Origin of the sequence: Hydrogenophaga sp. RAC07, from assembly GCF_001713375.1 — a bacterium.
In the GTDB taxonomy this organism is placed as follows: domain Bacteria; phylum Pseudomonadota; class Gammaproteobacteria; order Burkholderiales; family Burkholderiaceae_C; genus Hydrogenophaga.
Window position 1 is genome coordinate 1690967 of sequence record NZ_CP016449.1, and the last position, 13550, is coordinate 1704516.

At 66.0% G+C, this 13550-nt stretch carries 11 protein-coding genes; 5 read left to right on the top strand and 6 right to left on the bottom strand.

The genetic code is table 11. The annotated features are described in order from the left end of the window. Positions 1 to 129 precede the first annotated feature (129 nt). Positions 130 to 1161, top strand: a complete 1032-nt coding sequence (locus tag BSY239_RS07900; RefSeq protein ID WP_236944159.1) for an ABC transporter substrate-binding protein — start codon at positions 130 to 132, stop codon at positions 1159 to 1161. An 11-nt stretch (positions 1162 to 1172) separates the two neighbouring features. Here the strand turns inward: BSY239_RS07900 and BSY239_RS07905 are convergent, their stop codons facing one another. Continuing rightward, entirely contained in the window at positions 1173 to 2843 is a 1671-nt protein-coding gene (locus tag BSY239_RS07905; protein WP_083239875.1) for a transglycosylase SLT domain-containing protein, read from the bottom strand. Next, positions 2840 to 3613 (bottom strand): hydroxyacylglutathione hydrolase, encoded by a 774-nt coding sequence (gloB, locus tag BSY239_RS07910; RefSeq protein ID WP_069046358.1) that lies wholly within the window; start codon positions 3611 to 3613, stop codon positions 2840 to 2842. The genes BSY239_RS07905 and gloB overlap by 4 nt, the downstream gene beginning before the upstream one ends. 109 nt (positions 3614 to 3722) lie before the next feature. Here gloB and BSY239_RS07915 point away from each other — a divergent pair, with 109 nt between their 5' ends. The 4 genes from BSY239_RS07915 to BSY239_RS07930 all read left to right on the top strand — a co-directional run bounded on the left by BSY239_RS07915 (position 3723) and on the right by BSY239_RS07930 (position 9442). Then, positions 3723 to 4550 carry a class I SAM-dependent methyltransferase gene (locus tag BSY239_RS07915; protein WP_069046359.1) on the top strand — a complete coding sequence of 276 codons (828 nt, stop codon included), beginning with the start codon at positions 3723 to 3725 and terminating at the stop codon, positions 4548 to 4550. A 37-nt stretch (positions 4551 to 4587) separates the two neighbouring features. After that, a complete protein-coding gene (gene rnhA / locus BSY239_RS07920; RefSeq protein WP_069046360.1) occupies positions 4588 to 5022 on the top strand; it encodes a ribonuclease HI in 435 nt (144 codons plus the stop codon). A 155-nt stretch (positions 5023 to 5177) separates the two neighbouring features. Further along, entirely contained in the window at positions 5178 to 6341 is a 1164-nt protein-coding gene (locus tag BSY239_RS07925) for an efflux RND transporter periplasmic adaptor subunit (protein ID WP_069046361.1), read from the top strand. 23 nt (positions 6342 to 6364) lie between these two features. Continuing rightward, on the top strand, positions 6365 to 9442 hold the full coding sequence (locus BSY239_RS07930) for an efflux RND transporter permease subunit (protein ID WP_069046362.1): 3078 nt from the start codon (positions 6365 to 6367) through the stop codon (positions 9440 to 9442). 78 nt (positions 9443 to 9520) lie between these two features. Here the strand turns inward: BSY239_RS07930 and moeA are convergent, their stop codons facing one another. From moeA to BSY239_RS07950, 4 genes are all read right to left on the bottom strand, one after another. Next, positions 9521 to 10798, bottom strand: a complete 1278-nt coding sequence (moeA, locus tag BSY239_RS07935; RefSeq protein ID WP_069046363.1) for a molybdopterin molybdotransferase MoeA — start codon at positions 10796 to 10798, stop codon at positions 9521 to 9523. Between the two features lie 4 nt (positions 10799 to 10802). Continuing rightward, positions 10803 to 11426 carry a molybdenum cofactor guanylyltransferase MobA gene (gene mobA / locus BSY239_RS07940; protein ID WP_069046364.1) on the bottom strand — a complete coding sequence of 208 codons (624 nt, stop codon included), beginning with the start codon at positions 11424 to 11426 and terminating at the stop codon, positions 10803 to 10805. A 117-nt stretch (positions 11427 to 11543) separates the two neighbouring features. Further along, positions 11544 to 12659 carry a GTP 3',8-cyclase MoaA gene (gene moaA / locus BSY239_RS07945; RefSeq protein ID WP_069046365.1) on the bottom strand — a complete coding sequence of 372 codons (1116 nt, stop codon included), beginning with the start codon at positions 12657 to 12659 and terminating at the stop codon, positions 11544 to 11546. Positions 12660 to 12707: 48 nt separating this feature from the next. Beyond that, on the bottom strand, positions 12708 to 13529 hold the full coding sequence (locus tag BSY239_RS07950; protein ID WP_069046366.1) for a metal-dependent hydrolase: 822 nt from the start codon (positions 13527 to 13529) through the stop codon (positions 12708 to 12710). Positions 13530 to 13550: the final 21 nt, after the last annotated feature.

Consider the following 13550-nt stretch of genomic DNA (forward strand, 5'->3'; position numbering starts at 1 on the left):
AACCCGCTCGGGAATGGTCCCGATGCGGGTTGTTTCTTCGCAAATTAGTCTCTCTGTATTCATAAAGCAATACAGAGAGGATGTTCGGGCATGTTGAATCGGAGAGATTGGGGGCGAGTGGCGGCGGCGATGGCCCTGTCGGCGGGGCTGCCGGATGCGCGCGCCCAACCCGCATCATCGCCGGCGCCCACACCCAATGCGCCGGCTCCACGCAGTGCGCCCAAGCTGGTGATTGCGGTGGACAACCGCCTCGATTTCTCCTGCCTGCCCCTGACCATTGCCGACCGGCTGGGTTATTTCACCAGCGAGGGTCTGGACGTCGAGGTGCGTGATTTTCCCGATGCAGCGCAGGCCCTGCAGGCGCTCGTCTCGGGTGCCGCACACGCGGTGTCGGGCACCTACAGCAGCACCATCGCCGGGCAGATGCGGGGCCAGGCCTTGCAGTCGTTTGTGTTGCAGGGGCGAACGCCGCAGATCGTGGTGGGCGTGTCGACCAAAACCATGGGGCACTACCGGGAACTGCGCGACCTGCGCGGCAAGCGGGTGGGTGTGCAGGATTTCGGAACGCCCGCGCACCGGGTGGCGCGCGCGGTCTTGAGCCGCGGCGGGCTCAAGACCAACGACGTGCAGTTTGTCGCCATGCCCAATGCCTGGGCCGCCATTTCCGCGTTCCGCAACGGCGCGATTGATGCCATCAGCTACACCGACCCGACCATCACGCAGCTGGAGCAGGCGGGTGAATTGCGCATGGTGGCCGATACACGCAGCGTGCGCGGCAATGCCGATGTGTTCGGCGGGCCCATGCCATCGGCCTGCCTGTGCGCCACCAGCGAGTTCCTCAGCCAGTTTCCGCGCGCCAGCCAGTCGATGACCGACGCCATGGTGCACGCGCTCAAGTGGCTGCAGACGGCGGGGCCATCCGACATCATCAAGGTGGTGCCCGAGCGGTTCTTCCAGGGCGATCGCTCGCTCTATGTGGCGGCGTTCAACCGGGCGCGCGAGGCGTGGTCACCTGATGGTGTGATGCCTCAGGAAGGGCCGGAGATCGCAGCCCGCCTCGTGGCCCAGTTCGACGAGCCTGGCTCGATGGAACGGTTCAACCTGCTCGCCACCTACACCAACGTGTTCGCACGCAAGGCCAAGGCGCGTTTTCGGGCCTGAGGCCCGCTGGATCAAGGCCTCTTTTCGGCCTTGGCGGTGGACGCCACGCGCGTCTTGGCGCTGCTGGATGAAGCCGACTTGGTGGTGGACTTTTTCTTGGCCACAGCCGTGGCCTTTGCCTTGGTGGGTTTGCTCGCGCTCTTGGCCACCTTGCGCGTGTTGCCGGAAGTCGCTGCCTGCTTCTTCGAGCTGGAGCCGCCAGAGGCCAACGACACCCGCTTGGGCAGCATCAGCGTCACCTGCTGGCCAGGCTTGAGCGCGGCATTCACCGCCAGTTTGTTCCAGCCCGCCACACTTACGGCGCTGACGCCATAACGCTGCGCCAGGCGAGCCAGGGTGTCGCCCTTGCGGGCTTTGACCACCGAACGGCGCAACACCACGTCGGGCTCCAGGTTGAGCCGGGCGTTGTCGGCGACGTGCAGCGGCACATCGCTGTTGCGCTGGCCGGTGCGCGGCACCAGCAGGCTGGAGCCCGCGCGCAGGCTCATGCGTGGAGGAATGTTGTTGACCTCGCGCAATTCGGATTCGCTCATGCCCACGCGGTCGGCGGCCTGCGCCACCGTCATGGTGCTGGGCACAACCCAGGCGGTCCAGCTCGCCAACGGCCCGGTGTGGGTGCTCAGCTTGTTCTGGAAGATGACCGCGTTGTCCCAGGGCAGCAGGATATTGGGCGTGCCGGACGCCATCACCACCGGCTGTTTCAGTGATGGGTTGAGCGCGCGGAAATCGGCCTCGCTCACCTCGGCCAGACGCGCGATCACGGCCACATCGATGTCGCGGTCGAGCGTGACGGTGTCGAAGAACGGGTGGTTGCCGATCAGGGGCAGCGTGGCGTTGTACGCCTGGGGCCGGGCCATGATGTTCTTGACCGCCTGCAGCTTGGGCACGTAGGTGCGTGTTTCGAGCGGCATGTTGATGTCCAGGTAGCCGGTGGGCAGGCCCTGGCGCTGGTTGTTGGTGATCGCGCGGTTCACATTGCCTTGACCCCAGTTGTAGGCGGCCAGCGCGAGGTGCCAGTCGCCAAAGCGGCGGTGGAGTTGCTGCAAATAGTCGAGTGCAGCACGCGTGGAAGCCAGCACATCGCGGCGGTCGTCGCGGAAGGCGTTCTGCTTCAGGTCGAACGACTGGCCGGTGGCGGGCATGAACTGCCACATGCCCGCAGCGCGAGCGCTGGACACGGCTTGTGGATTGAACGCGCTTTCAATGAAGGGCAGCAGTGCCAGCTCCATGGGCATGTTGCGGCGCTCGATTTCCTCGACGATGTGGAACAGGTAGCGGCTGGAGCGCTCGGTCATGCGCTGGATGTAGTCGGGGCGCGTGGCGTACCAGCGCTCCTGATCGCGCACGAGGTCGTTGTCCAGGTCGGTCATGGCGAAGCCACGGCGAATGCGCTCCCACAGGTCGGCTGGTGCGGCGAGCGACGCCACCGGCGGCACGCTGGTGTCGGCCACGCCGATGTCGCTCAGCGGAATGTTGCCCGGCAGGCGGTACGAGGGCAGGCGTGGGGCGCTGGGGGCACTCGACACGGGCTCGCCCGCCGACGAAGGGCCGCCGGTCGAGCCGGTGTCCACGGTGGCGCAACCGGCGAGAAAAAGGCCAAGGGCAAGTGCTGCGGCGACATGCCAGCGTGGCTGGCGGATGGAAGGAAGAGAGCAGGGAGGCGAGGCGCAGGCTTGGGTCATTTGAAGTTGTTTTTCCAGGTCCGCAAGGTGGCAAAGACCGACACAGCGTCGGTGGTGGTGGCCGGCTCGTGGGCCCGGGCCGACCGCACCACGGCCGCTTCTGCGGTGCGCAGAAAGGGGTTGATGCGTTTCTCCAGCCCGATGGAGCTGGGCAGGGTGGGAAAGTTCAGTGCACGCTGCTCCTGGCAGCGCCGTGTGTAAGCGGTGAGGTCGATGTTGTCGGGCTCGATGGCCTGCGCGAACCTGAGGTTGGACAGCGTGTACTCGTGGGTGCAGCACACCCGCGTGTCCGAGGGCAGGGCCGCCAGCCGGGTCAGGGAGTCCAGCATCTGCGCCGGTGTGCCTTCAAACAAGCGGCCGCAACCACCCGAAAACAGCGTGTCGCCACAGAACAGCAACGGTGTGCCTTCGGCTTCGGCCGCGTAAAAGGCAATGTGCCCGGCGGTGTGGCCCGGCACCTCGATCACCTCGAAGCGCAGGCCCAGCACGTCCACGTGTTCGCCGGCGCCCACACGCTCCAGCGGCTCGGGCATGGGCTCGTACGCCGGGCCGATCACGCGGGCGCCGGTGGCCTCGCGCAGCGCGGCCACGCCGCCGGTGTGGTCGGCGTGGTGGTGGGTGATCAGGATGGTGTCGAGCTGCAGGCCGTGCTGGGCGAGCCAGGCCAGCACACCGTCGGACTCGCCGGGGTCCACCACCAGCGCGCGCTGGCCGTTGTGGAGGGTCCAGATGTAGTTGTCGCTGAAGGCCGGCAGAGGAAAGAGTTCCATGGATCGAAGGGTGCGTCGCAGGGGTTCTGGCGTGTAGAGTGCGGGGGTTTGCCCGAAGGCTTGCAGTGTCGCAGACTTCGCCTGTTTCATTGCCCGCTTGACACCTCCCATGCCCGAAAAATTGACAGGTTTGACCGAATGGTTCCAGACCCCGCCAGGCCAGTACCTGTTGGGCTGGGAGCAGACCCAGTTCGACCTGGCGGTGGCCGATCTGTTTGGCTACAACGCGCTGCAACTTGGTCTGCCCGAGTTGCAGGCCCTGCAGGCCAACCGCATGCCGCACCGCTGGCTGGCTTTGCCCGAGGCCTTGCTGCCCACGCAGGTGGAGGCCTGGGCGCCGGGCGGCAACCGTGTCGGCGGTGATGCTGAGGCACTGCAAGCGATGAAGGTTGCGCTGATCACCGACGCGGCGGCCTTGCCTTTTCCCGCCGCCAGCCTCGACCTGGTGGTGCTGCCTCACACGCTGGAACTCAGCGCCGATCCGCACCAGGTGCTGCGCGAGGTGGAGCGTGTGCTGGTGCCCGAAGGCCGCGTGGTCATCTCGGGTTTCAACCCTGGCAGCCTGTGGGGTCTGCGTCAGGGCCGGGCGAGGCTGTGCGAGCGCATGGGCTTGTCGGTGCTGGGTGCTTCCAACCTGTTCCTGCCCGATGCGGGCGACTTCATCGGTCCCTGGCGTCTGCGCGACTGGCTCCAGCTGTTGAGCTTTGAACTCGAGTCCGACCGCTACGGCTGCTACCGCCCGGCGATGAAGACCGACAAGTGGCTGCAGCGCACCGCGTGGATGGACCGCGCCGGTGCCCGCTGGTGGCCCATTTTCGGTGCGGTGTACTTTGTGGTCGCGGTCAAGCGCGTGCGCGGCATGCGCCTGCTGGGTCCGGCCTGGAAGCCCCGGCGCTCCCCGTCGCCCGCGCCTGTGCCGGTGGCCAACCGGCGCTGAAATTTTTCTCTTTCAATTGTTGTCTGGAGTGAGCGTTTTGAACCATGTGGTGATCTACACCGACGGTGCCTGCAAAGGCAATCCCGGGCCTGGCGGCTGGGGCGTTTTTTTGAAGTCCGAGGGGCACGAGAAGGAACTCTGGGGCGGGGAGCGCGAGACCACCAACAACCGCATGGAGCTGACCGCGGTGATCGAAGCCCTGACGGCGCTCAAGCGGCCGTGCCGCGTGTCGCTGTTTCTGGACAGCGAGTACGTGCGCAAAGGCATCACCGAATGGATCCACGGCTGGAAGCGCAAGGGTTGGACCACCGCCGCCAAACAGCCGGTGAAGAACGCCGACCTCTGGCAGCGGCTGGACGCGCTGGTGCACGGCGGCATCCACCAGATCGAATGGCACTGGGTGAAAGGCCATGCCGGCGACCCGGGCAACGAGCGCGCGGACGCCCTGGCCAACCGGGGCGTGCCTTCGTGAAGAAGGTCCGACCGGGGTGAGGGGCGAAGGGAACTTCGCGCCCTGACCCCCGCTCTGCACTGCTACATTGTCGGATTGTGAGCATGCGATCGATGGGCTGGCATGTGGATTGCTGGCCTGCCACATGCCTCGTTTGACCCTCTTCAGAAACAACCATGGCCCAGAAATCGATCTATGTGCTGGTGGCGATCGCAGGCATCGGCCTGGCGTCCGGCGCGGCCTGGTGGCTGCAGAACAAGCCCGCAGCGCCCACCGCAACGGCGGGCGCCGCTCCCACCGGGGGCGCGCGAGCCGGTGGCAATACGCCTGGCGTCGAGGTCACCCGGGTCAAGGCTGTTCGGCTGCAGGACGATGCCCAGGCGGTGGGCACGCTGCGCTCGCGCCAGAGTGTCACCCTCAAACCCGAGGTGAGCGGCCGTGTGGCCCGCATCGCGTTTGCCGACGGTGCGCAGGTCAAGGCCGGACAGTTGCTGGTGCAGCTCGATGACACCTTGCAGCGCGCCGAGCTCAGCCAGGCGCAGGCCCAGTTGTCGATCGCCCGCGCCAACCTCAAACGCAACCAGGAACTGGTGGCCGAGAACTTCGTGGCCACGCGGGTGGTGGAAGAAAGCCAGGCCAACCTGCAGGTGGCTGAAGCGCAAGTGGCACTGGCCACGGCGCGCATGCAGCGCATGCGCATCACCGCACCGTTCAACGGCACCGTCGGCCTGCGCAGCATCAACCTGGGCCAGTTTGTGGGCGATGGCGACGACCTGGTGAACCTGGAAGACACCTCGCTGCTGACGGTGGATTTCCGCCTGCCCGAGCGTTACCAGAGCAACATCGCTTCAGGGCAAGGCGTGCAGGTGCAGCTCGACGCCTTGCCGGGCAAGACCTTCGAGGCGCAGGTGCTCGCGGTCGACCCGCTGCTGGATGCCAACGGGCGCTCGATCTCGGTGCGTGCGGTCATGCCGCGCACGTCGGGCGCCGACCTGCGCCCAGGCATGTTTGCACGGGTGCTGATCGTCTTCTCGGTGAACGATGCAGCGCTGGTGGTGCCCGAAGAGGCCATGGTGCCCCAGGGTGGCAAGCAGTATGTGTTTCTGCTCGACGAGCAGGGCCAGGGCGACGCGAAGAAACTGGTGTCGCGCCGCGTCGAGGTTGAACCCGGTGTGCGCCGGGGGGCCGAGGTCCAGATCGTCAAGGGTGTGGCCGCGGGCGACACGGTGGTGGTGGCCGGCCAGCAGCGCCTGCAGCGCGACGGCACCGCGGTGCGCGTGGTCAACATGGCCAGCACCAACGATGTCGCCGCACCGGCGCCCAAGCCCGCCACGCCCTGACACCCTGAGCCGAGGGACACCCCATGCAACTGCCTGAAATTTCCATCCGGCGTCCGGTGTTTGCGACCGTGTTGTCGCTGCTGATCCTGCTGGTGGGGTTTGTCGCCTTCAACGGCCTGACCGTGCGCGAGTACCCGCGCATCGACGAGCCCAACGTCACGGTGAGCACGACGTTTGGCGGAGCGTCCAGTGAAGTCATTGAAACCCAGGTCACCAAGGTGCTGGAAGACTCGCTCGCGGGCATCGAGGGGGTGGACATCATCACGTCCATCAGCCGCCAGGAGCAGAGCCAGATCACGGTGCGCTTCAAGCTGGAGCGCGACCCCGACTCGGCCGCGGCCGACGTGCGCGACAAGGTCAGCCGCGTGCGCCAGCGCCTGCCGCAGGATGTGGACGAACCGGTGATCGCCAAGGTGGAGGCCGATGCGCAGCCGGTGATCTGGCTCGCGCTCACCTCCGACGCCATGACCTCGCTGGAACTCAGCGACCTGGCCAACCGGGTGGTCAAACCGCGCCTGCAAACGGCGCCGGGTGCTGCGGACGTGCGCATTTTCGGCGAGCGGCGTTACTCCATGCGCATCTGGCTCGATGCCGACCGGCTGGCCGCCTACAACCTGACCGTGCAGGACGTGGAAGATGCCTTGCGCCGCTCCAACCTCGAGGTGCCGGCCGGCCGCATCGAGAGTGCGCAGCGCGAATTCAATGTGACCGCGGCGACCGACCTGCAGACGCCGGAGCAGTTTCGAGAGATCGGCGTGCGCACCGTGAACGGCCAGACCATCCGCATCGGCGATGTGGCCCGCGTCGAGCAGGCGCCACAAAACGAGCGCACTTCGGTGCGCTACAACGGGCGCGAGGCCATTTCGCTGGGCGTGATCCGCCAGTCCACCGCCAACCCGCTGGAGTTGTCGGCCGGCGTGCAGGCCATGCTGCCGCGCATCGTGGCCGACCTCCCCGAAGGCGTGCAGGTGGAAGTGGCCAACGACAACTCGATCTTCATCGATCGCTCGATCAAGGCCGTGTACACCACCATCGCGGAGGCCGCGGTGCTGGTGGCGCTGGTGATCTTCGTGTTCCTGCGGACGTTTCGGGCGTCCATCATTCCCTTGGTGACCATCCCGGTCAGTCTGATCGGCTGCTTCGCGCTGATGGCGCTGTTCGGCTTTTCGATCAACACGCTCACGCTGCTGGCGCTGGTGCTGGCCATTGGCCTGGTGGTGGACGACTCCATCGTGGTGCTGGAGAACATTTACCGCCACATCGAAGAGGGCATGAAACCCTTCGAGGCCGCCATCAAGGGCGCGCGCGAGATCGGTTTTGCCGTGGTGGCCATGACGCTGACCCTGGCCGCGGTGTACGCGCCGCTGGCCTTCACGCCCGGGCGCACCGGTCGGCTGTTTGCCGAGTTTGCGCTGGCGCTGGCGGGTGCGGTCGTGGTGTCGGGCTTCGTTGCGCTCACGCTCTCGCCGATGATGTGTTCCAAGCTGCTCAGGCACAACCCCAGCCCGGGACGTTTCGACAGCTTCATGGAGCGCCGCCTCACCGCGCTGAGCGACGGCTACACCCGACTGCTGGGATGGACGCTGACCGTGCGATGGCTGGTGGTGGCGGTGATGCTGGCCAGTGCGGCCGGCAGCTGGTTGCTGCTGCAGAGCACGCGCCAGGAACTCGCGCCCATGGAAGACCGTGGCGTGGTGCTGGCCTCGATCAACGGGCCCGACGGCGCCACGCTGGCCTACACCCGCAAGTACGCCGAAGCCATCGAACGCATGGGCCAGGACATCCCCGAGTTCGAGCGCATCTTCACCATCGTGGGCAACCCCTCGGTGGCGCAGGGCAGTGTGATCATGCGTGGCAAGTCGTGGGAAGAGCGGGACCGCACGACCATGGACATCGCCCGCGAACTCGCCCCCAGGATTGCCGCCTTGCCCGGCATCAGCGCGTTTCCCATCACGCCACCTTCGCTGGGCCAGGGCTTTCGCGAGCGGCCGATCAACTATGTGATCGTGACCGGCGACAGCTATGAAAACCTCTCGCGCGTGGTGCGCCAGTTCCAGGACAAGCTTGCGCAGAACCCGGGCTTTGTGCAGGTGGACACCGACCTGCGCCTGAACAAACCCGAAATCCGCATGGACGTGGACCGCGAGCGAGCAGCCGACATGGGTGTGACGGTGGACGCCATCGCCCGAACAGTGGAAACCATGCTGGGTGGGCGCACCGTGACGCGCTACAAGCGCGATGGTGAACAGTACGACGTGGTGGTGCAGATGGTCTCGGCCAACCGCAGCACGCCCGAAGACATCGACCGCCTCTTCGTGCGAGGTCGTGGCGACGCCATGATCCCGCTGGCCTCGCTGGTGACCACGCGCGAGGTGGTGGTGCCGCGCGAGCTCAACCACTTCGGCCAGCGCCGCAGCGCCTCCATCACGTCCAACCTGTCGCCCGAGTACTCGATGGGCGAGGCGCTGGACTTCATGGACGCCACGGCGCGCGAGCTGCTTCCCGCGGGCTACACGACCGACCTCAACGGCCAGAGCCGCGAGTTCCGCAATTCGTCCGGCTCACTCGCGATCGTGTTCGTGCTGTCGCTGCTGTTCATCTACCTGGTGCTCGCAGCCCAGTTCGAGAGTTTTGTGGATCCTTTCATCATCATGCTCAGCGTGCCGTTGTCCATGCTGGGGGCCTTGCTGGCGCTCAAGTTCACCGGAGGCACGCTCAACGTGTTCAGCCAGATCGGACTGATCACGCTGGTGGGTCTGATCACCAAGCACGGCATCCTGATCGTGGAGTTCGCCAACCAGTTGCGCGAGCAGGGTGTGGAGAAACTGGAGGCGGTGAAGCGCTCGGCGGCGCTGCGTTTGCGCCCCATCCTCATGACCACTGGCGCCATGGTGCTGGGCGCGATACCGTTGGCGCTGGCCAGCGGCGCGGGTGCCGAGAGCCGTCAGCAGATCGGCTGGGTGATCGTGGGTGGCATGAGCGTGGGCACCTTGCTCACCATCTTTGTGGTGCCGACCATGTATTCGCTGTTGTCGCGCATGAAGTCGCATCAACCTCCTGTGCCTGTGGATGGGCATGTTGAGGCTGTGCCTGCCAAGTGAGGTTTTCGAGGGCTCGTGAGTGAGTTCCGCCAAGCGCCCCAGGGTCGACGATGACCGCAACCACAGGTGGGAGAAGACTCAGACCACCCCGGAAAACATCATCACATCCACCGCGTCGCCAACAGCAACGTTGCCTTGAGCGTGGTGCAGGACGATCAGACCATTGGCCTCCACCATGGAGCTCAAAACCCCCGAGCCCTGATTGCCGGTTGTGCGGACCGCGAGCGAACCGTCGGCCGCACGGCTGACGGTGCCGCGCTGGTATTCGGTGCGCCCGGGCTTCTTGCGCAGTGGCTCGAGCGAGTGCGCCTGCAACAACACCGGCGGCGTGGCCGTGCCGCCCATGAGCCGTTGCAGGGCAGGGCGCACGAACGCGAGGAAGGTGACCATCACCGCCACCGGATTGCCGGGCAGTCCAAAAAGAACCGACGACTTCCCGTTCTCCGTGATGCGGCCCACCGCCATGGGACGCCCGGGTCGCATGGCGATGCGCCAGAAGGCCACGTCGCCCAGTTGCTTCATCATGGCCTTGGTGTGGTCGGCCTCGCCCATGCTCACGCCGCCGCTGGTGATGATCGCGTCGGCCTGTTGCGCAGCGCTGCGGAAGGCGGCTTCGAGCAAGGCGGGTTCGTCGCGCACCACGCCCATGTCGATCACGTCCACACCCATTCGCTTGAGCAGACCAAAGACGGTGTAGCGGTTGCTGTCGAACACCGCGCCTTCGCGGATCGGCTCGCCCAGCGTCAGGATCTCGTCACCGGTGGAGAAGTAGGCCACCTTGATACGGCGGAACACGGTGACCGTGGGCAAGCCCAGGCTGGCGATCAGGCCGAGCGCGGCGGGGCCGAGGGTTTGACCTTTGCGCAATGCAGCTTGTCCGGCCATCAGGTCTTCGCCGAGCAGGCGGCGGTTGTCGCCCGCCTTCACCACACGGGGAGGTATCTCGACCATGTCGCCATCAACTTTGACAAACTCCAGTGGCACCACGGTGTCGAGCGCGGCCGGCATGATGGCGCCGGTCATGATCTTCAGGCACTGGTCGGCTTGCAGGGAGCCCGCCCAGGCCTTGCCGGCGAAGGCCGTGCCGGCAACGCGCAGCTTCAGAGTCTGGCCAGGTTGAAGCAGCGCACTGTCGAACGCGAAGCCGTCCATGGCCGAGTTGTCGTGGGGTGGCACGCTGATGGGTGAGGTCACATCCACGGCCAGCACGCGGTCGAGTGCGTCGAACACGCCCACTTCTTCGGTGGCGGTGACGGGCTGCACCAGTTGGGCCAGGAATTCGTTGACGCGGTCGGCGCTCAGGGCCTGTGGGTCGTAGCCCTGCAGTTTGGCCGCGATCTGTTCGATCGTCTTCATGGCGTCAGCCTTTTTCCAGCGTGTGCAGTTCGGCCAGGGTGTTGGTGTTGTGGAAGGCGCGTGGGTCGTCGCCGGGCTGGTTGAACGGCACGATCACGGTCTTGTGCTGCGCGGTCCATTTGTCGATCTTGCGACCACCAGCCTGCGTGAAGGCCACCAGGCTCTCCAGCAACTCGACGCGCATCAGGCAGAACACAGGCTGCGGGCGCAACTGTCCATCCTCTTCCAGCGCAGCCGCCATGGCGATCTCGGTGCCCTCGTCATCAAAAGCCTTGGCCAGTCGCCGGGCGAGGTCGAACGGGAACAGCGGTGTGTCGCAAGGCACGGTGAGCATGTAGGGCGTCTCGCAGCGCTCCAGACCGGTCATGAAGCCCGCCAAGGGTCCGGCGAAGTCGCTCATGGTGTCGGGCCACACCGGCGCACCAAACGCTTCATAGGCGGCCAGGTTGCGGTTGGCGTTGAGCATGAGTTCGCCCACCAGCTCGCCTTCCTGCATCTGCAGGCGCAAGACCGTGTGCAGCGCCAGCGGCGTGCCGTTGAAGTTCTGCAGGCCCTTGTCGAGCCCGCCCATGCGGGAGCCGCGGCCCCCGGCCAGGACCAAGCCTGTGATTTCGTTGGTGTGGATCAAAAGTCGTTCCGATCAAAGTGGTGTCTTGCCCGGCACACGCCGTGGAACCGGCTTTGCCGGGCCACAGGCGTGGTCCTCCCGGGGGGAAGACGCGAAGCGGCGCAGGGGGGCATTTGATCAACCGCCGATGTAGCTCATCTCGACGCGTCGGGTTCCGGTGGAGGAGTCGGGGGGAAGGCTGGCGCGCAGTTCCGAGTACCGGTCGCTGCGCCCCTGCCAGATGGCCGCGATCGCACCGGCCAGTTGTTCGTCGGTGGCGCCGCCGCGAATGAGCGGGCGCAGGTCGTGGCCCTGGCTGGCGAAGAGGCACAGATAGAGCTGGCCTTCGGTGGACAGGCGCGCGCGGTTGCAGTCGCTGCAGAAGGCCTGGGTCACGCTGCTGATCACGCCGATTTCGCCAGAGCCGTCGGCATAGCCCCAGCGCTCGGCGGTCTCGCCCGGCGCAGCCGCACCGAGTTGCACCAGGGGGATCTCACGGTGGATGCGCTGCACCACCTCGGCGCTCGGCAGCACCTCGTCCATGCGCCACCCGTTGGTGGCGCCCACGTCCATGTATTCGATGAAGCGCAACACGATGCCCGTGCCTTTGAAATGGCGCGCCATCGGCAGGATTTGATGGTCGTTGGTGCCGCGCTTGACCACCATGTTGACCTTGATCGGCCCCAGGCCCGCGGCCTGCGCGGCCTCAATGCCCTCCAGCACATCGACCACGGGAAAGTCCACGTCGTTCATGGCGCGGAAGATGGTGTCGTCCAGTGCGTCCAGGCTCACGGTCACACGCTGAAGGCCCGCGGCCTTGAGCGCTGCAGCCTTGCGCTTGAGCAGCGAGCCGTTGGTGGTGAGCGTGATGTCGAGCGGCTGTCCCTCAAGGGTGCGCAACGCCGCCAGTTGTTCGATCAGGATTTCCAGGTTCTTGCGCAGCAGCGGCTCACCACCCGTGAGGCGGATCTTCTGCACGCCGTGTGCCACGAACTGGGTGGCCACACGGGTGATTTCCTCGAAGGTCAACAACGAGCTGTGCGGCAGGTAGGCATAGTCCTTGTCGAAGATTTCCTTGGGCATGCAATAGCTGCAGCGGAAGTTGCATCGGTCGGTCACGCTGATGCGCAGGTCGCGCAGCGGGCGGCCCAGCGCATCGCCGAGCAGGCCTGTGGGTGCCACCGGTGTGGAAGGGATGCGCGCCACGGTGTTGACGAGGCGCTGATCGATCAGGGGAATGACACGTTCGGACATGTCTCCATTATCGGCGACACCCCTCGGGGTAGCGCGGGGGCCGTGGGCTCAACCCGCCCCAACGCGCGTGTACTGCCCGGCGTTGTTGTCGAGCCAGTTGCTCGAGAGTTCGCTCGACTGCTGGTTGGGGTGGAAATCGGGCCGGAAATACGCGCGCCAGGGTTTGAAGCTGCTGCTGAGCAGACCGTCGCGCCCGAGCAAATGGCGGGCCGCGCTGCGCCAGGTGGACCACTGCCACAAGGTGCCGTCCTTGTGCAGGTTGTGCACCGTCTGGCGCATGGCATCGGTGAGGAAGAACACGGTGACGCGGCGCATCCACCTCACGCGCCAGCTGTGGCTGCCACCCAGGGCCTGGTAGAGGTCGAACGCAGTGCATTTGTGCTCGGCTTCTTCGGCGCTGTGCCAGAGCCAGAGGTTCTTCAGGCGCGGCTCGGTGTCCTTGAAAACGTCGGCGTGCGAGAGCATCCACTCGGCGAACAGGGCGGTGAAGTGTTCGTTGGCGGCGGTGATGGCCAGGTGGTGGCGCGGGTCGGCGCCATCGAGCACCTTCATGCGTTTCTCGATGCGTGGCCCCCAGTGGTTCACCAGCCCGTGCTGTTCGATCTGCGCATTGAACAAGGCGTGGATGCGGCGGTGCGTGGCCTCCTGGCCCACGAACCCCTGCACCTCGGCTTGCCATGCGGCCTGCTGCTCTGGCGGCAGGCCTTTGGCGCCGTGGCGCACCGAGTCCAGGAAAAACTGCTCACCGACCGGAAAACTCATCGACAGGGCGTTGAACCACGCGGTGAGAAACGGGTCGTTGGCGCACCAGTGGCGCGCCACTGGTTGTTCCAGATCGATCAGCAGTCGGCGGACGGTGAGGGTGGTCATGGGGCAGGATGGGATGGTGTG

Bases quoted from the DNA above. Each gene is read 5' to 3' on its own strand.
- BSY239_RS07900 (WP_236944159.1), top strand. From the start codon at position 130: ATGGCCCTGTCGGCGGGGCTGCCGGATGCGCGCGCCCAACCCGCATCA.
- BSY239_RS07905 (WP_083239875.1), bottom strand. From the start codon at position 2,843: ATGACCCAAGCCTGCGCCTCGCCTCCCTGCTCTCTTCCTTCCATCCGC.
- gloB (WP_069046358.1), bottom strand. From the start codon at position 3,613: ATGGAACTCTTTCCTCTGCCGGCCTTCAGCGACAACTACATCTGGACC.
- BSY239_RS07915 (WP_069046359.1), top strand. From the start codon at position 3,723: ATGCCCGAAAAATTGACAGGTTTGACCGAATGGTTCCAGACCCCGCCA.
- BSY239_RS07925 (WP_069046361.1), top strand. From the start codon at position 5,178: ATGGCCCAGAAATCGATCTATGTGCTGGTGGCGATCGCAGGCATCGGC.
- BSY239_RS07930 (WP_069046362.1), top strand. From the start codon at position 6,365: ATGCAACTGCCTGAAATTTCCATCCGGCGTCCGGTGTTTGCGACCGTG.
- moeA (WP_069046363.1), bottom strand. From the start codon at position 10,798: ATGAAGACGATCGAACAGATCGCGGCCAAACTGCAGGGCTACGACCCA.
- moaA (WP_069046365.1), bottom strand. From the start codon at position 12,659: ATGTCCGAACGTGTCATTCCCCTGATCGATCAGCGCCTCGTCAACACC.
- BSY239_RS07950 (WP_069046366.1), bottom strand. From the start codon at position 13,529: ATGACCACCCTCACCGTCCGCCGACTGCTGATCGATCTGGAACAACCA.